Consider the following 19,004-nt stretch of genomic DNA (forward strand, 5'->3'; position numbering starts at 1 on the left):
TGAAGGGGCCATGCACGCTCCCGCCCGCTTCATCGCCGTTTTGGTCTTTGCTCTAGTCTCGGGGCGTGTGGCGACCGCCGAGGATGCCCCCGCTCCCGCCAGGAAAGGCGCGCTGCTTTTCAGCGACGACTTCTCCGCGCCCGCAGTGGGCAAGGCCTGGCGCGCGCAGTGGCCCGCGCTTGCGGTGGTGGATGGCGCGCTGAACATCAGCCAGGAGAAACCGCAGCACAGCGCCGTGGGCATGACGGCGGTGGGAGCGAAGGATGTGGTGATCGAGTTCAAGTTCAAACTCGGTGCTTCCACCGGCATCAATGCCGTGTGCAACGACAGCGGTTTCAAGGAGGGGCATGGCGGGCACATCTGCCGCGTGTCCCTCTCCCCACGGCAGATCTTCCTGGCCGATGACAAGGAACGCCTGAGCCATGAGATCGAGGAGATGAAGAAAGACCCGGCGCGCAAGGCCGAGGTGGCGAAGCTCGTGGCAGGGCGCGGCAAGAGCATCCCGATGAAGCTGGATCCGCAACGCTGGTATCAAATGAGCATCGAGATTGTGGGCGATGTCATGAGTGTGAGCGTCGATGGGAAGGCCGTGGGTTTTCTAAAGTCCTCCGGCATCGCACATCCCATGAAGAGCGACTTCTACTTTGCCGTCAGCGGCAAGGATGCGCTCTTCGATGACGTGAAAATCTGGGAAGCCAAATAACTCATCCTCCGCCATGAAAACGAGCCGTCTTGTCCTGTTTGGAGCTTTGCTGATCCTGCGGCAGGCCGCCGCCGAACTCAAAACCGAGGACTTCGAGCATGACCCGGGCTGGGAAGGGCACAACAACCACATCGTGCCCAAGCAGGTGCTGACGGTGAGGCAGGACTTTGGCTTCAGCGCCACGAACGTCGCAGGCAAGGCTGCCGGTGAGATCGGCGGGCGCATCCAGCGCTCCACCACTCCCGCCTCGTATGCGGCGGAGATTCCGGTGAAGACGCTGGAAGACAAGTTCTCCGCCTCCGGCAGCTTTGCCATCACGAAATCGGAAGGAGGTGCCGGCGTATTCTTTGGCTTCTTCAATTCGCGGCAGCCCGGCGGCAGCGGGCGGCCCATCGGCTCACTGGGGCTGGACTTTGACTTTGAGGGAAAGGGCGGACGCCTGGCGACGCGGCTGATCACAAACACCAACAAATCCTGCGGCACCTTCATCACTCCCTATCTGCCGGGCAAATACCGCACCACGCCCATCAAGAACGATGGCACGCGCTACCACTGGAAGCTGGCCTACGATCCCGCTGGGGCGGGTGGCAACGGACAGTTCACTTTCAGCCTGCGCAGTGACAATCATCCCATGCCGGTGATCGATCCGAACCTGCCCGCCGCCTCGCTGGCAGAGGAGCGTGCGCGGTTTCCCACCACCAGCACCTTCACGGTGGACCTCACGCCGGGATTTAAAAAAGAAGGCGCCACCTTTGACCGCTTCGGCATCCAGAACATGATGAAGAGCGGCGGCGCGGTGACGATGTATTTTGATGACGTGACGTTTGACGGGCGCGATGAGGATTTTGCCAAAGACCCCGGCTGGACGGCGGTGGGAAACCGTACGACGTATGAGGACCGCGAGGTGGTGGGCGCGCATGATTTTGGCTTCAGCGCTGCAACCAATCATGCCGGTGGCGAGCCGGGAGAAATCGGCGGAGGTCTCTGGCGCAGCGGTGAGTACGGCTACTATGCAGACCGCGTGGGCCCGCTGAATCTGGAGCAGCGCCTGGAAGCCCGTGGCAAGGTGAAGCTTGTCACCGCGGGGCCGGATTCGGACATGCACATCGGCTGGTTCAGCAGCGCCACGAAGGACAAGTCACCGGATGAGGCGGGGAATTTCGTGGGCGTTCATGTGGGCGGGCCCACGCGCATCGGTCACTACTTCATCCCGCAGTTTGCCACGGCTGCGGGAACGAAGGGCAAGGTGGAGCAGGGCCCTGTGCTCACGCCTGGCAAGTTCTTCGAGTGGTCGCTGGTTTATGATCCGGAAGCAAACAATGGCAATGGTGAGATGCGTGTGACGCTGGGCGCGGAGTCCGTGACGCTGGCGCTGAAGCCCGGGCAGAAGAAACAGGGCGCGAAGCTGGACCGCTTCGGCCTCTTCACCTCGCAGGCCGGTGGTCAGATGGTGAAGATATTTCTGGATGATTTGCAATATACTGCTGCGCCTTGAGGACGCGGGCCGCTTTTGCAACAAGGCCCGCCCCCGGGGCGTTCAGTGCGTGTATGAACCAGCCCCGAAGCACCGTGCCGCTCTGCGCACTGATGGTGGCCGCAGCTTTCACCATCTGCCATGCGGATGATGTGACCCCGCCGACCGAGCCCGAACTCCGTGCGGTGATCACCAAGGGGCTGGGGTATCTCGCGAAGGGCAGTGATGAATGGATGGCGGAAAAGAACTGCAACTCCTGCCACCACCTGCCCCAGGTGCTGTGGAACCATCGTGAGGCACGGATGCGCGGCTTCACGATTGATGAAAAGAAGTTCGACGAATGGCTGCAGTGGTCAGATGAAAACAAGACGGACATCAAGGCCGGACGCGAGATGACCGCCTTCATGAAGCTGGCCATGCCGGACAAGCCCCAGCCACAGCTGACAAAGATCATCCTGGAGGGGCAGAAGCCTGATGGCTCATGGATGCCCTCCGGCCAGTTCCTCGGCCAGAAGCGGGTGAAGGCGGAGTCCGCGGCGAATTCAACGCGCATCTTTCTGCTGGCGCTCGCGGCCGGGGATCCGGACCCCAAAGTCCGTGACGAAGCGGTGGCCAGGGCGGCCCCGTTTCTCGCGAAGGATGGGGCGTCCACCTCGGTGGAGACCCTCGCCTATCGCGCGCTGTTTGCGCGCCGGCTCGGCAAGCCGGAGGAGCTGGCCGCCATCTCAGGCGAGATCGCCAAACTCCAGCATGCCGATGGTGGCTGGGGCTGGCAGATCAAAGAGCCCGCAAGCGACTCCGTCGCGACCGGTCTGGCGCTTTACGCGTTGCAACCCGCTTCCGATCCCGCGACCACCGCTGCCATCTCACGTGCGCAGCGCTGGCTGATGGCGAACCAGAAGGAGGACGGCGGATGGCCGGTGGACTACAGCAAGATCAGTTCCACCGATCGCAGCAAGCCGGAAAAAGCCAAGTCCCTCAAGGACGCCACCATGATCTACTCCTACTGGGGCACGGCCTGGAGCACGCTGGGCCTGCTGCAAGGGGTGCCGGTGAAGCAGGGGGCGCCTGCGGAGTGATGTCGGCGCTTGCCGCAGGCGAAAAACGCGCCTATCCCTCGCTTCCTATGTCAGCCATTCCAGCCGAATTTTCCGGAGTCACCGCCGTCACCAAAGCCAACGTCTATTTTGACGGCAAAGTCGTCAGCCACAGCATCCTCTTTCCTGATGGCAGCAAGAAGACCCTGGGCCTGATCTATCCTGGCGATTTCCATTTCGGCACCGCCAAGGCGGAGCGCATGGAGATCGTGGCCGGTGACTGCGTGGTGAAGCTGGACGGAAGCGATGCGAAGACGAGCTACACCGGCGGCCAGTACTTCGACGTGCCCGCCAGCAGCGGTTTCGACATCAGCGTCGGGCAGGGCATCTGCGAGTACATCTGCTCTTTCCTGGATTGATCCGGTTTTAACGGGCGGCAATTTTTCCTTCACACATTCTTAACACCGTCATCAAGCGCGTTCACTGGAGGCCGGGACATTCTCATGGATCATCCCGCCGACATGAACGACACGACAGACAAGTCCGGCCTGCACAAGCTTTCCACCACCACCCTCGTCATCGCGGCGCTCGGGGTCGTGTTTGGGGACATCGGCACCAGCCCGATTTACACGCTGAAGGAGTGCTTCAGCCCGCACAGCCCCCACCATGTGGCCGCCACGCATGAGAACCTGCTGGGTGTCGTCTCTCTGGTGCTCTGGGCGCTGATCGTGCTCGTCTGCGTCAAGTATCTCGTCTTCGTGCTGCGGGCGGACAACAAGGGCGAGGGCGGGGTGCTTTCCCTCATGGCGCTGGCCTCGCACGGCATGTCGGAGACGCTGAAGCGCCGTGCTGTGATCCTGCTGCTGGGCCTGTTTGGCGCGGCGCTGCTGTTTGGGGATGGCATCATTACGCCCGCCATTTCTGTTCTGAGCGCCATCGAAGGTCTCAAGGACGGCGGACTCCTCGGCGCCCCGCCGACGGATGCCGCCGCAGCGTTGCTCTGGGATGAGCACATGGAGTGGCTGATCATGGGCATCACCATGGCGATTCTCATCGTGCTTTTTGCCGTGCAGTTTTTGGGAACTGCGCGGATGGGGCGCTTTTTTGGTCCGATCACCGGGCTCTGGTTTGTCTCTCTTGCGGCGCTGGGCGTTGCGCACCTCGTGCGGGGGCCGGAAATTCTGGCCGCGTTTAACCCGTTGCACGGCTGGCATTTTTTGGTCAATGGAGGTCATAAGTCCTTTGTCATTCTCGGCAGCGTGTTTCTGGCAGTCACGGGCGGTGAGGCGCTGTATGCCGACATGGGCCATTTTGGGGCGGGGCCGATCCGCCGCGCGTGGTTCGTGCTGGTCCTTCCGGCGCTGGCCTTGAACTATCTGGGCCAGGGGGCGCTGCTCATGAAACAGCCGGAACTGGCGCACGCGCCCTTCTTCCAGATGGCGCCCGGGTGGGCCACGCTGCCCATGGTGCTGCTGGCCACCGCCGCGACGGTGATCGCCTCCCAGGCGCTCATCACCGGCACGTATTCGCTCACGCTCAGCGCCGTGCAGCTCGGCTATCTGCCGCGCCTGAGCATTCGTCATACATCTGAGCATGCGCGCGGGCAGATCTACATCCCGCTGGTGAACTGGCTGCTCATGTTTGCCTGCCTGGCTCTCGTGCTGGCTTTCCGCAACTCCACGAATCTCGCCGCTGCGTATGGCGTGGCGGTGACGATGACCATGCTCATCACCACCTTCCTGTTTTACTTCGCCGCACGGCATCTTTGGAAATGGTCGCGCCTCAAGACATTGCCGCTCTGCCTGCTGTTTGCCGCCATCGAACTGGCCTTCCTCAGCGCCAATCTGGTGAAATTCTTCGACGGCGGCTGGTTCCCGCTGGTGGTGGGCGTGGTCATCTTCACCCTCATGACGACCTGGGCCACCGGCCGCCGCCTGGTGCGCGCCTCCATGGAAAAAAGCGCTCTCACTCAGGAGATGCTCTGCGAAAGTCTCCGGCGCAGTCCGCCGGTCACCGTGCCGGGCACGGCCATCTTCATGTCCAGCACGCAGGGCCGCGCGCCTGTGGCGCTGCTGCATAGCCTGAAGCACTACCGCGCCATTCATGAGCGCGTCATCTTCATGACGCTGATCACCGAGGATGCGCCGTGGGTGCCGCCGAGCCGCCGCGTGGAGGTGGAAAAACTGGCGGACGGATTTTGGCGCGTGACCGGCCGGTTTGGCTTCATGCAGAAGCCAGATGTGCCGCGTCTGCTCCGCCAGTGCGCCAATCAAGGGCTCGAAGTCACCGCGGAAAAAGCCACCTTCTTCCTCGGTCGTGAGATCATCGTGCCCAGCCCCAAACCGGGCATGGTGCGGTGGCGCGAGCACCTCTTCGCCTTCGCCAGCAAGCTGGCGCAGCAGCCCGCGACTTATTTTCAAATTCCTGTGGGCCGGGTGATCGAGCTGGGGCAGCAGGTGGAGATTTAGACGCGCCCGTTAACGCTTTTTTGACGCCGCAAGTCCTGCCTTTAACTCGGCAGGATGGGAGGAGTGGGCATCTTGGCGGTGGATACACTCCATCACGCCATGAACGACCTCATCTACCTCGGCATCACCGTCGTCTTCTTCGTCCTTTGCGGACTCTACACCCGCGGCTGCGAGACCCTCTAAACCTCCGACCACCATGGAAATCATCCTCGTCGGGCTCATCGCCCTTGCCCTCCTCGCCTACCTCACGGTGGCGATGCTGCGTCCTGAAAAATTCTAACTTCCCCTTTCGCCATGCACTCCACCGACTGGCTGCAATTCATCCTCTTCCTCGGCATTCTCGCACTCATCACCAAGCCGATGGGCCTCTACCTCGTGCAGGTGCTCGATGCCGGCGGGCGCACCTGGCTGGATCCGGTTCTCAAGCCGCTGGAACGGCTCACCTTCAAACTGCTCGGTGTTGACCCGAAGCGCGAGCAGACCTGGCTGCAGTACACCTTTGCCATGCTGGCCTTCAGCCTTGTGGGCGTGGTGTTCACCTACGCCATCCTGCGCCTGCAGGATGTGCTGCCCCTCAATCCGCAGGGCCTTCCCGCGCTGAGCCCGCACCTGGCCTTTAACACGGCGGTGAGCTTCACCACCAACACCAACTGGCAGAGCTACGGAGGTGAGGGCACGATGTCCTACTTCTCGCAGATGGTGGCTCTGACCTTCCACAATTTCACCTCTGCCGCCGTGGGCATCGGCATCGCCGCCGCGCTGGTGCGGGGCATTGCGCGCAGTTCCGTGAAGACCCTCGGAAACTTCTGGGTCGATGTCGTGCGGGTCACCTGCTACCTGCTGCTGCCGGTCTGCCTCGTGTTCGCCATCTTTCTCGTCTCGCAGGGCATGATTCAAAATTTTGACGCCTACACTCACGCGAAGACGCTTGAAGGCGCGGACCAGCTTATCGCCCAGGGGCCGGTGGCCTCCCAGGTGGCCATCAAGATGCTGGGCACCAATGGTGGCGGCTTCATGAATGCGAACGCCGCGCATCCTTTCGAAAACCCGACGCCGCTTTCCAATTTTGTGCAGATGCTCTCCATCTTCGCCATCGGCAGCGGCCTGACATATTACCTCGGCCGCATGGTGAAAAACCAGGCCCACGGCTGGGCGGTGTGGGCTGCGATGATGGTGCTCTTTGTCGGTGGGGTGATCGTCTGCGCCCACTATGAGGCGGTGGGAAATCCCATCCACCAGCAGCTCGGCGTGGCCGCCGCGGATGGCAACATGGAGGGCAAGGAGGTGCGCTTTGGCATTTTCAATTCGTCGTTGTTTGCCACCATCACCACCTCGGCCTCCTGCGGTGCGGTGAACTCCATGCACGACTCCTTCACCGCCATCGGCGGGCTGGTGCCGCTCTTCATGATCGAGCTGGGCGAGGTGGTCATCGGCGGTGTCGGCGCCGGCCTGTACGGCATGCTCGTCTTTGTCATCCTCGCGGTCTTCATCGCGGGTCTCATGGTGGGCCGCACCCCTGAGTATCTGGGCAAGAAGATCCAGGCCAGGGAGGTGAAGCTGGCCATGCTCACCCTGCTGATCCTGACGCTCAGCATCCTGGGCTTCACCGCCTGGGCCTGTGTCAGCGCCTGGGGTGTGGCCGGTCTGAACAACAGCGGGCCGCATGGCCTCAGCGAAATGCTCTACGCCTACAGCTCCGCCACCGGCAACAACGGCAGCGCCTTCGCCGGGCTCACCGCGAATACACCTTGGTACAACACCACCCTCGGCCTGGCCATGCTCATCGGCCGCTTCCTCATGATCGTGCCCATCATGGCCATCGCGGGTTCGCTGGCTGGCAAGCAGGCCGTGCCCCCGGGCGCCGGCACCTTCCCGGTCAATGGCGCCACCTTCACCGTGCTGCTCATTGGCACCGTTCTGCTCGTCGGCGCGCTCAATTTCCTTCCCGCACTCGCCCTTGGGCCCATCGTCGAGCACTTCCTCACGGCCCAGGGTCGTTTGTTTTAAACCCTTGAAGTGATCACGGAGGTTTCGCGCCATGAAAACACACTTGCTCAGCCTGCTCCTGCTCGCGCCCCTGGCGGGTTTTGCGGAAAACGACACACAAGTCGTCACCTGCAAGGGCTTTCTGGACACCTACTATGGCTACGATTTCAACGAACCCGTCAGCCATCGCAGGCCCGGCTTTCTCTACAACCACACCACCACCGATGCCCCGGCGGTCAATCTGGCGCTCATCCAGGCCGACCTCAACGGAGGCTGGTATCACGCCAGCCTGGGCCTCATGGCGGGTACTTACTCGCGGGTGAATCTGGCGGCGGAGCCGGAGCTGCTGCAGCACTTCTACGACACCTACATCGGCGTGGCGCTGAACCGCGGCCGCACCCTGTGGCTGGACGTGGGGGAGTTCAGCTCGCACATCGGATTTGAAAGCGCCGTTTCGGCGGACAACTACACGCTGAGCCGCAGCCTCATGGCGGAAAACTCCCCCTATTTCCTGACCGGCGGCCGCCTGACCTGGAAGCCGAAAAAAGAGTGGGAGCTGGCATTCCTGGTGGTGGATGGCTGGCAGCGTGTGCGCCCGCTGGCGGGCAACAGCCTGCCGGGCTTTGGCACCAAGGTGGCATGGACGCCCCATGACCGCCTGACGCTGAACTGGAGCACCTATGTGGGCAGCGAGTTCCCAGACGATCAGCGCCGCATGCGCTACTTTAACAACCTGTATGCCCACATGGTGCTGAGCAGCACGGTGAGCATGTATCTGGGCTGCGACATCGGCTGGCAGCAGCGCGCAACCAGCGGCAACAGCCTGTGGTGGTCCCCCAATGTCATCGTGCGGTGGAAGCCGGACGACCGCTGGTCCACGGCCTTTCGCGTGGAGCAGTACAATGATGCCTCCGGGGTCATTGTGAGCCTGCCCGGCAGAACCGCCCTCACGGGCCTGTCCTTCAACGTGGACCGCCAGATCAGCAAGAACCTGCTCTTCCGCGTGGAGATGCGCTACCTGCGCAACAGCACCCCGGCCTTTCAGCGCGGTGACTCCCTGGTGCGCAGCAGCACCTCTCTCCTGGCGTCCTTCAGCATCCGCTTTTCCTGACACTCACTCATTCATTCATTGAACTCCACTGGCCCGAAGCCACACCTCCATGTCCCACAAACCCACCTCTCTGTTTGATGCTTCCATCCTCGCTCCCGCCATCGGCGAGTCGTTCAAGAAGCTGGACCCCCGCCTGATGGTGAAAAACCCCGTGATGTTTGTCACACTGGTCGGCGCGGTGCTCACCACCGTGAGCATCTTCACCAGCAGCGCCGGCCACGGCTTCATCACACAGCTCAGCATCTGGCTGTGGTTCACCGTGCTGTTTGCCAACTTCGCCGAAGCCGTGGCGGAGGGCCGCGGCAAGGCCCAGGCCGCCAGCCTGCGCGCAGCGCGCAAGGACACCATCGCCCGCCGGCTGAGAAACGGCGTCGAAAGCGCGGTGCCCGCCCCCGCGCTGGAAAAAGGCGACCTGGTGGTCTGTGAAACCGGCGACGTGATTCCTGCGGACGGCGAAGTGATTGAAGGCATTGCCAGCGTGGATGAGGCAGCCATCACGGGGGAATCCGCACCCGTCATCCGCGAGAGCGGTGGCGACCGCAGCGCCGTGACCGGAGGCACCCGCGTCATCAGCGACCGCATCGTCATCCGCATCACCTCGGAGAAAGGCAACACCTTCATCGACCGCATGATCGCGATGGTGGAAGGCGCCAAGCGGCAGAAAACCCCCAACGAGATCGCGCTCACGATTCTGCTTTCGGCGCTGACGCTCATCTTCCTGCTCGTCTGCATCACACTGCGTCCCTTTGGCATCTATTCGGGCGTGGAGTTTTCCACGCCGGTGCTCATCGCGCTGCTCGTGTGCCTGATTCCCACGACCATCGGCGGCCTGCTCAGCGCCATCGGCATCAGCGGCATCGATCGTCTCATCCGCCGCAATGTCATGGCAACCAGCGGCCGCGCTGTGGAGGCTGCGGGAGACATCGACGTGCTCCTGCTGGACAAGACCGGCACCATCACCATCGGCAACCGCATGGCTTCCGACTTCCGTCCTGCGCCCGGCATCACCGAACAGGAGCTCGCTGACGCCGCGCAGCTTGCCTCCCTGGCCGATGAAACTCCTGAAGGCCGCAGCATCGTGGTGCTGGCCAAGGAAAAGTTCAATCTGCGCGGCCGTGAACTCGCCGCCCCGCACGCGGCCTTCGTTCCCTTCACGGCGCAGACGCGCATGAGCGGCGTGGACCTGGACGGCCGCAGCATCCGCAAAGGCGCGGCGGATTCCATCAAGGCCCATGTGGAATCCCTCAACGGTGTTTACCCGCCTGAAATCGCCAAAGCTGTGGAAGGCGCCTCGCGTGCCGGACGCACCCCGCTGGTCGTGTGTGAAAACAGCCGGGTGCTCGGTGTCGTCGAGCTCAAGGACGTCGTCAAAGGCGGGATCAAGGAGCGCTTTGCCCAGCTTCGCAAAATGGGCATCCGCACCGTCATGATCACCGGTGACAATCCGCTCACCGCCGCCGCCATTGCCGCCGAGGCCGGGGTGGATGACTTCATGGCCCAGGCCACACCCGAGGACAAGCTGCGCCGCATTCGCGCCGAGCAGGCGGAGGGGCACCTCGTGGCGATGACCGGCGACGGCACCAACGATGCCCCCGCGCTGGCCCAGGCCGATGTGGGCGTGGCCATGAACACCGGCACCCAGGCCGCCCGCGAGGCCGGCAACATGGTCGATCTGGACAGTAATCCGACGAAGCTCATCGAGATCGTCGAGATCGGCAAACAGCTCCTCATGACGCGCGGATCTCTCACCACCTTCAGCATCGCCAACGACATTGCCAAATACTTCGCCATCATCCCCGCCATGCTTATGGCCACCTTCCCGGCCATCAGCCCGCTGAATGTCATGGGCCTTTCCAGCCCGCAGAGCGCGATCCTGAGCGCGGTGATCTTCAATGCGCTCATCATCATCGCCCTCATTCCCCTGGCCCTGAAAGGCGTGCCCTACCGCGCAGCAGGCGCCGCTGCCGTGCTCCAGCGCAATCTGCTCATCTATGGCCTCGGCGGTGTCATCATCCCCTTCATCGGCATCAAGGCCATTGATGTCGTCGTCGCCACCCTTCACCTCGCTTAATTCTATGAAAGCCCTTGTTTCAGAACTCCGTCCAGCCATCGCCGCCACGCTCGTGCTCGCAGCCGTCACCTGCGGTGTCTATCCGCTGGTTGTCACCGGCATCTCCCAGGCTGCGTTCAAAGAGAAAGCCCACGGCAGCCTCATTGCGGACAAAGACGGCACGGTGCGCGGCTCCGCGCTCCTCGGGCAGAACTTCACCGCTCCTCAGTACTTCCATCCGCGTCCCAGCGCCGCAGGCAGCGGCTATGATGCGGCCAGCTCCGGCGGCAGCAATCTCGGCCCCACCTCGCAGAAGCTGAATGACGCCATCAAAGAACGCATCGCCGCCTATCGCTCCACCAATGGCCTCGCCGCCGATGCCGCAGTTCCGGCGGATGCCGCCACGGCCTCCGGCAGCGGACTTGATCCGCACATCAGCGTGAAGAATGCAGAGCTGCAGGCCGCCCGCGTGGCAAAGGCGCGCAATCTCAGCATCGAGAAGGTGAAAGAACTCATCGCCGCCAGCACCGCCAGGCCCGGCCTCGGTGTGTTTGGCGATGCTGGTGTGAATGTTCTTGAGCTGAATCTGGCGCTGGACGCCGCCAGGTGATCCACCCTTTCACCAACGGCCTCTGTTCGGAAAAGTCACACCATTCAAAATCATGTTCTTCACACGAGCAACCAAGGCCGGGCGGGTGCCGCTGCGTGTGTGGGCGGCTTACTTCTCCGTGCTGGGCCTGCTTCTGCTCCTGTTTGCGCTGACTGCCAGGCTGGCGAAAAATCAGCCCTGTTCAAAGTTTACGCACCCGGACAGCCCGGCGAAAGTCCAGACGGGTGAACGGCCATTCATTCCATGAACGAAGAACACAGACCTGACCCTGATGCGCTGCTCGCCGAGATGCAGCGTGACGAGGCCCGTGTGAAGCAGGGGAGGCTCTTCATTTTTCTGGGGATGTGTCCTGGTGTGGGAAAGACCTACGCCATGCTTCAGGCGGCCCGGCAGCGCCTGAAGGAGGGAACGGACGTGCTGGCGGGCGTCATCGAAACCCATGGACGGCATGAGACGGCGGTCCTGCTGGAGGGCCTGCGGGTGCTGCCGCGCAGGAAGCTGGAGCACCGCGGCTTCATGCTGGAGGAGTTCGACATCGACGCCGTCCTGCAGCAGCGGCCCGAACTGGTGCTGGTGGATGAGCTGGCACATACGAATGTGCCGGGCTCACGCCATGCCAAGCGCTATCAGGATGTGCTGGAGCTGATTGACGCGGGCATCGATGTTTACACCACCCTGAATGTTCAGCACATCGAGAGCCAGGTGGACATTGTGCGGCAGATCAGCGGCGTGGTCATCTCCGAGACGGTGCCGGATTCGATCCTCGACATCGCGCATGAAATCCAGCTCATCGACCTCAGCGTTGAGAAGCTGCTGGAGCGCATGGCGGATGGCAAAGTTTATCTGGGAGAACGTGCGGAGCACGCGGTGAGCAACTTCTTCAAGGAGGGCAACCTCACGGCCCTGCGCGAGCTCGCGCTGCGCTTCACCGCCGAGCATGTGGACCGGGATCTGGAGGACATCCGCCGGGTCAAACGCGTCAGCAGCCCGTGGAAAACCAATGCGCGCCTCATGGTGGGCGTGGGGCCGAGTCCGTATGCGGAAAGCCTCATTCGCTGGACCCGCCGCGCCGCCACACGGCTGAACTGCCCCTGGCTCGTCGTCTGGGTGGAGGGTTCCCGCGTCCTCACCCCCGTTGAGCAGGACCGGCTCACACGTTCGCTGGGACTGGCGCGCAAGCTTGGCGGCGAGATCGTCTCAGTGACGGGCGAAAACATCTCCGAGGCGCTGCTGCAGGTGGCCCGCGAACGCAATGTGTCCCAGATCGTGGTCGGCAAGCCGGAGAAGGCGGGAAGGTGGAGCAAATCGCTGGCGGACACGCTCATCATTGGCAGCGGCGACATCGACGTGTGCGTGGTCAGGCCTCTGGCCGCGGCTGACAAAGCGCGCAACAGGGTGCCGCTGCAGGAGCCGCTGCCGGATTCGATCATTGGCGAATACAGCTGGGCCATGGTGGCCATCTTTGCCATCGCCAGCGTGTGCTGGGGATTGGTGGCACTGACGGGCTATATGTTTGTCGCTCTTGTGTTCCTGCTGGCCATCGTTCTCGCGGCGCTGCGCTTCAGCCGCGGGCCGGTGCTGGCGATGGCCACGCTGAGCGCCGTGTGCTGGAATTACTTTTTCATCCCGCCGATCTTCACCTTTCATATTAGCAAGCCGGAGGACTGGATCATGTTTGGCATGTTCTTCATCGTGGCGCTGAGCATGGGCAGCCTCACCTCGCGCCTGCGCATGCGGGAGGTCGCCGAACGCCGCCGGCTGCGGCAGACGGACGCGCTGCTGCGCGTCACGCAAAGTGCCGCGCTCGCCGCGGAGCCGGAGAAGGGGCTGGCGGAGGCGCTGCGCACGATCAACGAGCTGCTCAATGCGAACACCGCTCTCATCGTCCGTGAGCAGGACCGTTCGCTGCCCAAGGCCGCGCACCGGGCCAGCACCTTTCATCCGTCGCCTAAGGAATGGGGCGTGGTGGCCTGGAGCTATGAAAACAAGCAGTGCGCAGGCCGCTACACCGATACCCTTCCGGAGTCCGCCGCCACCTGGTTCCCGCTGCAGACCGCCACCGCCACCATGGGGGTGCTGGGCGTGCAGTTTGAAGACAGCGCACGCCTCGACTTCGTGACGCGGCAGATGATCGAGGCGTTTGCGCTGCAGATCGCGCTGGTTTTGGAAAAGGAGCATTTCATGCAGGCCGTCAGCCATGCGGAGATGCTCTCGCAGTCGGAAAAGCTGCACCGCACCTTGCTGGACAGCGTTTCGCATGAACTGAAGACGCCCATCGCCGTCATCACCGCGGCGCTGGAAGGGATGGACGGGAAGCAGGCAGGCCCTTACCTCGCCGAAATCACCACCGCCACGCAGCGGCTGCAGCGTGTGGTGGACGGCCTGCTGCAAATGACGAGGCTGGAGTCCGACGTGCTCAAACCCAGCCTGGACTGGTGCGACGTGCGCGACGTCATCAGCGCCGCGAAGCACGCCGTCGGGGCGCCGCTGGAAGCGCATGAGGTGGTGCTGCATCTGGCCGATGACTTTCCGCTGCTGAAGCTGGACCACGCCCTTCTCACGCAGGCGGTGGCCAACATTCTGCACAATGCCGCCATCTACACCCCCGCAGGCAGTGCCATCGAGATCAGCGCCACATTGCGTGACGGGAAGCTCCGCCTGGTCATCCGCGATCATGGTCCCGGCCTGCCTGAAGGCGCGGAGCGGCGGGTGTTTGAAAAATTCTACCGAGTAAAGGGATCTCCGGCCGGCGGCACCGGTCTCGGGCTGGCCATTGCGCGTGGGTTTGTCCAGGCGCAGGGCGGTGACATCATCGCACGAAATCATCCCGAGGGAGGCGCGGAGTTTGTGATCGAGCTCCATCGAACAGCGACATTCAAACCTCCGACTCCATGAATGTTCTGATCATCGATGACGAAATTCAGATCCGCCGCCTGCTGCGCATGGCGCTGGAGTCGAAGGGCTGCACCGTACGGGATGCGGAGAATGGCCAGATGGGGCTGCAGGATGCCATCTTCCACAAACCGGACGTCATTCTGCTTGATCTCGGCCTGCCGGACATGGACGGCGTCCAGGTGCTGAAGCGGCTGCGCGAATGGAGCAGCGTGCCGGTGCTCATCCTGAGTGTGCGCGATCAGGAGGCTGTCAAACTCGCCGCCTTCGAGGCCGGAGCGGATGATTACGTCACCAAACCCTTCAGCACGGCGGAGCTGATGGCGCGGCTGGCCGCCATTCAGCGCCGTCAGGGCGCCAATGACGCGGCCAATCTGCAGTTTGGCCCGCTTGCGCTGGATCCCGTGCATCATGAGGCGGCGCTGGCCGGCCAGCCGCTGAAGCTCACGCCCACGGAATACGCCCTGCTCGCGCAACTCGTGCGGCATGCCGGAAAAGTCGTCACTTTGAAGCAGCTTCTCCGCGCCGTGTGGGGCCCGCAGGCGGAGGAGCAGAGCCATTACCTGCGCGTGTATGCCAACCACCTGCGCAAAAAGCTCGAGGGCTCGACACTTGAGATCAAGAATGAGCCCGGCATCGGCTACCGGCTGGAGGAGAAGTGAAGGCCCTCTTTTTACACTTTCTTAACGCGAAGACCGCGGCTGTTCACTGGCGTGAACACGCTTTGCAGCGAAGGTTTGAACTGCCATGCCAGACGCCGTGAGCTCCAGCCCCAAGTCCTCCGCACCGCCGGTTTCCCTGGCGGAGGTGGGCCAGTATAGCTGCGGGCTGACGCTGGTGTTTGTGCTGGCCTCCGCCTGCTGGGTGCTGCTGCCCTACACCGGCGATCTGTTTGTCGCGCTGGTTCTTCTGATGGCCATCGTGCTGGCAGGCACCTGGTGGAACCGCGGGCCGGTGCTGATGATGGCGGTGGTCAGCGCCCTGGTGTGGAATTACTTTTTCATCCCGCCGCAGTTCACGCTGCACATCGACAAGCCGCAGGACATGGTGATGTTCAGCCTGTTTTTCGTCGTGGCGCTCAGCATGGGGCACCTCATCACGCGGCTGCGTGCGCGGGAGGCGGCGCTGGCGCAGCAGCACGAGGAGCGCGAGCACCTGCTGGAGCTGAAGCACCGCGCCGAGCTGCTGGCGGAGTCCGAGCGCCTGCACCGCACGCTGCTGGACAGCGTGGCGCATGAGCTCAAAACTCCCATCGCCATCATCCGCACCGCTTTGGACGGACTGGGGCAGGGAAATGTGTATGCCGCGGAAATCGAGACCGCCAACCGCCGCCTGCAGCGCATCGTGGAAAACTTTCTGGAGATGACGCGGGTGGAATCCGAGGCGCTGGAGCCACAACCGGACTGGTGCGAGATCGGCGATGTGCTGCACGCCGCCACCGCGCCGATCCAGCAGGAGCTGGCGGCGCACAAGCTGAGGATCACCGGCGCCGCGGACATGCCGTTGCTCCGGCTCGACAGCCGCCTGCTGGCCCAGGTGCTGGGCAATGTGCTGCACAATGCCACACGGTATGCACCCGCGGGCACCGAGATCGAACTTCATGCCGCGCTCACTGGTGGCAGCCTGGAACTCCGTGTGCGCGATCACGGTCCCGGCCTGCCGCTGGGTTCGGAAGACCAGTTGTTTGAAAAATTCTACCGCGCACCCGATTCGCCTGCCGGTGGCACGGGTCTGGGGCTGGCCATCGCTCGCGGCTTGATGCGGGCCATGAAAGGTGACATGGAGGCGCACACTCATCCCACGGGTGGCGCGGAGTTCGTGCTCCACCTCCCGGTGAAAACACGCAGCGCCACATGAGCAAGGCCCTCATCATTGACGACGAACAGCAGATGCGCCGCCTGCTGCGCATGGTGCTGGAGGCGCGCGGCTACGAAGTCTGCGAGGCCGCGGAAGGCCAGCTCGGCCTGCAGGAGGCCGCCTTTCACCGGCCGGATGTCGTGCTGCTGGATCTCGGGCTGCCTGGCATGAACGGCATCGAAGTGCTGAAGCGGCTGCGCGAGTGGAGCGACGTGCCCGTGCTCATCCTCAGCGTGCGCGACCAGGAAACTATCAAGGTCGAGGCGCTGGAACTCGGCGCGGACGATTACGTGACCAAACCCTTTGGCACCGCTGAGCTGCTGGCGCGCCTCACCGTCATCCAGCGCCGCCGTTTCACCCGGCAGAGCGCCGAGATCCTTGTCGGCCCATTGAAGCTGGATCTTCTGCATCACGAAGTTTCTCTGGATGACGCGGCACTCAAGCTCACGCCGACCGAATTTGCCCTGCTGAAAGTGCTGGCGGAGCACGCAGGGCGCATCGTCACGCAGAACCAGATCATGAAACAGGTGTGGGCCGGGCAGAGCAGCGACCCCAGCGAGGGCCTGCGTGTGCACATCAACCACCTGCGCAAAAAGCTCGGTGAAGCCGGCCCGCGCATCGTGAACGAGCCGGGCATCGGCTACCGCCTGGAGGAAGAGTGAGCGAGCTATTGCTCCGGCTTCTTTTCGATCAATGACAGCACCACGCTGGACGGCACGGCTTCATTCAAAGTCATGAGCGTGGGTGGCACCGGGGCAGCGGACCGGGCGGCAGGCTTCGCAGCCTGGGGGCTGCCATACAGCGGCCGGATGCGCGCCACATGGCCGATCACATTGCCATACTCATCGAGAATGGCGGAGCCGCTGCTGCCGGGAGCCCAGTCTGCGCTGACGTCCATGCGCTGCAGGAGCGGGCCTGCCGGTTTGTCTGCGGTGGCCAGGGAGTGCAGGCGGTTCACCATGCCCGAGCTGAAATGGCCGAGCACATCGCGCGGATCGCTGAAGCAGTAGGCAGTGTCTCCCACCTGCACATCGCGGCTCAGGGCCAGTGGCTTGAGGTCCTTGACTGAAACCCGCATGATGGCGGTGTCCGCGCTTTCATCGGCGAAGATCACGGCATCGATGTTCAGTACATCAGTCTCTCCCCGCACCACCACGGGGTGGCCGGAGCCGGACTTCATGGAGACCGGCGGGGCCACGACGTGGCGTGCCGTGACCACGATGTCCGGGCCAATGGCATAGCCGCCCGCCAGATTGGTGTGCCAGCGGTTGCAGCGGGTGCATTGAAACACCCAGCCCACCCGCACGTGGGCTGCGGAGGCACGTCTGGCAATCTCACGACCACGCAGCAGCCCGACCTCGGGCGGAGCAAGTTCAATGCGCTCGGCTGTGGGATGAACAAGCTGCGCCCGGAAATCCTCCGCGGAAGTCAGCCCGCCTTCAGTGGCGAGCGCCTGCACACGGAGCGCCAGCGGACTGGGCGTCATGTCTTCCTGCGGGCTTTTCGCCGCCAGGGGCGCACCTGCGGCGGGCACCATGTCCTTCGGAACTTTTTTGCCCAGCTTGACCAGGGCGCGCGCCACGGTGCCGCGCAGGGCATCACCACGCAGGTCCGCGGGGACCGCGATGATGTGGCCTGTGTCGCCATCGACGAGCCAGCAGGAGGGAATGGAGTGCACGCCGTACTGTTTCACGATGTCTCCCTGCCAGCCGCCGCCATCGCAGATCTGCGGCCAGGTTATTTTTTTGGATTTCAAAAACTCAGGCAGCTCGGCCACATCCTCGTCGTGATCCAGGCTGACACCGAGCACCGCGAAATCGTAGGGGGCAAAGTCTTCGTGCACCCGCGTGAGCTCCGGCAGTTCGTGCATGCAGGGTCCGCACCAGGTGGCCCAGAAGTCCAGCAGCACCAGCTTGCCTTTGTAGTCCTGTGGAAAGCGCACCGTTTTGCCATCGAGGGTTTTAGTCTCAAAGGAAGGCGCGGGTTTGCCGATGAAGGCCTCCTGCTCCTGACGCATTTCAGCCATGCGGGCGGCCGCCAGCCGGCTGGCCCCCTGCTGCACCTCCGCCACGGTTTTGTCAGATTTCACCAAAGCAAAGCGGGAGCCATCGGACGCGAGATTCTGCACTTCATACACCGCCTCCTGCAGCACGAGCGGCTTGCTCAGCGGAAAGAGCTCCGTCCTTAGGTCGATGCGGTCGTCCGCGTTGAGGTCGAGGCCCAGCTTGCAATGTTCGGGCGTGAAATCGCCGGTGTTGGAGTCGTCGCTGAGAAAGGCGGAGAGCTCCCTGCCTTCGAATGAGATTTTGCCAGCGCGTCCATAGTCACGCCGGCACATGACCGGGCCGGGTCCTTTGGCGGTGGCGTTTCGGTAAAAGGCCAGGCTGATGTCCAGCGTTGCATCCGGGTATTTGACCGGAAAGTTCGCCTCGCCCTGCCAGTAGATGAGCTCTTTGTCACCCGACTTGCGGATGTTGGGCTGCCATTTTACCTCGGGGTCGTTGGTCAGGTCGCCGTCGCCATTTGCATCCAGCCACGCGTGCGCCTCCTTTGGGGAGCGCTGGTCGAGGATGAAACCGCGCAGCGAGTTCGGGCCCTTCAGACCGATCTCGAAAAGGGCATACTCGGGATTCACGAGTCCCTCCGGCACCTTGACGATCTGCGCGGGTTTTTCCCGCACGAATGTGACCGCTTTGGGCGAGTAGTAGCGGGCTTTGCTGAAAAACCCCTCGGACATCCATTCCAGCCGGGCCTCTTCGGCCAGGGCGGGGGCAAAGGACAGCAGGCAGAGCAGGGGGATGAAGGATTTCATGGCT

The 19,004-nt window shown here is 63.1% G+C and carries 16 protein-coding genes; 15 read left to right on the top strand and 1 reads right to left on the bottom strand.

Going from position 1 to position 19,004, the window contains the following annotated elements; genetic code table 11:
* The first annotated feature begins 10 nt into the window (after window positions 1-10).
* The 15 genes from ACILSQ_RS08375 to ACILSQ_RS08445 all read left to right on the top strand — a co-directional run bounded on the left by ACILSQ_RS08375 (window position 11) and on the right by ACILSQ_RS08445 (window position 16,850).
* Window positions 11-703 carry a hypothetical protein gene (locus tag ACILSQ_RS08375; protein WP_395743148.1) on the top strand — a complete coding sequence of 231 codons (693 nt, stop codon included), beginning with the start codon at window positions 11-13 and terminating at the stop codon, window positions 701-703.
* A gap of 13 nt (window positions 704-716) precedes the next feature.
* Complete coding sequence (locus ACILSQ_RS08380) at window positions 717-2,198, top strand: hypothetical protein (RefSeq protein WP_395743149.1); 1,482 nt, start codon at window positions 717-719, stop codon at window positions 2,196-2,198.
* Between the two features lie 53 nt (window positions 2,199-2,251).
* Window positions 2,252-3,256 (top strand): hypothetical protein, encoded by a 1,005-nt coding sequence (locus tag ACILSQ_RS08385; protein ID WP_395743150.1) that lies wholly within the window; start codon window positions 2,252-2,254, stop codon window positions 3,254-3,256.
* Window positions 3,257-3,303: 47 nt separating this feature from the next.
* Window positions 3,304-3,633, top strand: coding sequence for a pyrimidine/purine nucleoside phosphorylase (locus tag ACILSQ_RS08390; protein WP_395743151.1), 330 nt, complete (start codon window positions 3,304-3,306; stop codon window positions 3,631-3,633).
* An 84-nt stretch (window positions 3,634-3,717) separates the two neighbouring features.
* Window positions 3,718-5,682, top strand: coding sequence for a potassium transporter Kup (locus ACILSQ_RS08395; protein WP_395743152.1), 1,965 nt, complete (start codon window positions 3,718-3,720; stop codon window positions 5,680-5,682).
* 196 nt (window positions 5,683-5,878) lie between these two features.
* Entirely contained in the window at window positions 5,879-5,962 is an 84-nt protein-coding gene (kdpF, locus tag ACILSQ_RS08400) for a K(+)-transporting ATPase subunit F (RefSeq protein WP_395743585.1), read from the top strand.
* Between the two features lie 14 nt (window positions 5,963-5,976).
* The gene (gene kdpA / locus ACILSQ_RS08405) at window positions 5,977-7,689 is read left to right on the top strand and encodes a potassium-transporting ATPase subunit KdpA (protein WP_395743153.1); all 1,713 of its coding nucleotides are present in this window, start codon (window positions 5,977-5,979) and stop codon (window positions 7,687-7,689) included.
* A gap of 31 nt (window positions 7,690-7,720) precedes the next feature.
* Window positions 7,721-8,779: a porin gene (locus ACILSQ_RS08410; protein WP_395743154.1), complete on the top strand. Its 1,059-nt coding sequence runs from the start codon at window positions 7,721-7,723 to the stop codon at window positions 8,777-8,779.
* Between the two features lie 49 nt (window positions 8,780-8,828).
* The gene (kdpB, locus tag ACILSQ_RS08415; RefSeq protein WP_395743155.1) at window positions 8,829-10,850 is read left to right on the top strand and encodes a potassium-transporting ATPase subunit KdpB; all 2,022 of its coding nucleotides are present in this window, start codon (window positions 8,829-8,831) and stop codon (window positions 10,848-10,850) included.
* Between the two features lie 4 nt (window positions 10,851-10,854).
* Window positions 10,855-11,439, top strand: a complete 585-nt coding sequence (kdpC, locus tag ACILSQ_RS08420; RefSeq protein ID WP_395743156.1) for a K(+)-transporting ATPase subunit C — start codon at window positions 10,855-10,857, stop codon at window positions 11,437-11,439.
* Between the two features lie 52 nt (window positions 11,440-11,491).
* Complete coding sequence (locus ACILSQ_RS08425) at window positions 11,492-11,686, top strand: hypothetical protein (protein ID WP_395743157.1); 195 nt, start codon at window positions 11,492-11,494, stop codon at window positions 11,684-11,686.
* Complete coding sequence (locus ACILSQ_RS08430; protein ID WP_395743158.1) at window positions 11,683-14,334, top strand: DUF4118 domain-containing protein; 2,652 nt, start codon at window positions 11,683-11,685, stop codon at window positions 14,332-14,334. The genes ACILSQ_RS08425 and ACILSQ_RS08430 overlap by 4 nt, the downstream gene beginning before the upstream one ends.
* Window positions 14,331-14,993: a response regulator gene (locus ACILSQ_RS08435; protein ID WP_395743159.1), complete on the top strand. Its 663-nt coding sequence runs from the start codon at window positions 14,331-14,333 to the stop codon at window positions 14,991-14,993. Before ACILSQ_RS08430 ends, ACILSQ_RS08435 begins: the two co-directional genes overlap by 4 nt.
* An 85-nt stretch (window positions 14,994-15,078) precedes the next feature.
* Complete coding sequence (locus ACILSQ_RS08440; RefSeq protein ID WP_395743160.1) at window positions 15,079-16,188, top strand: ATP-binding protein; 1,110 nt, start codon at window positions 15,079-15,081, stop codon at window positions 16,186-16,188.
* On the top strand, window positions 16,185-16,850 hold the full coding sequence (locus ACILSQ_RS08445) for a response regulator transcription factor (RefSeq protein ID WP_395743161.1): 666 nt from the start codon (window positions 16,185-16,187) through the stop codon (window positions 16,848-16,850). Before ACILSQ_RS08440 ends, ACILSQ_RS08445 begins: the two co-directional genes overlap by 4 nt.
* A gap of 5 nt (window positions 16,851-16,855) precedes the next feature.
* On the opposite strand, the gene ACILSQ_RS08450 is transcribed toward ACILSQ_RS08445, so the two are convergent.
* Window positions 16,856-19,000, bottom strand: coding sequence for a redoxin domain-containing protein (locus ACILSQ_RS08450; protein WP_395743162.1), 2,145 nt, complete (start codon window positions 18,998-19,000; stop codon window positions 16,856-16,858).
* Window positions 19,001-19,004 lie beyond the last annotated feature (4 nt).

This window comes from Prosthecobacter sp., from assembly GCF_044227185.1.
In the GTDB taxonomy this organism is placed as follows: Bacteria; Verrucomicrobiota; Verrucomicrobiia; order Verrucomicrobiales; family Verrucomicrobiaceae; genus Prosthecobacter.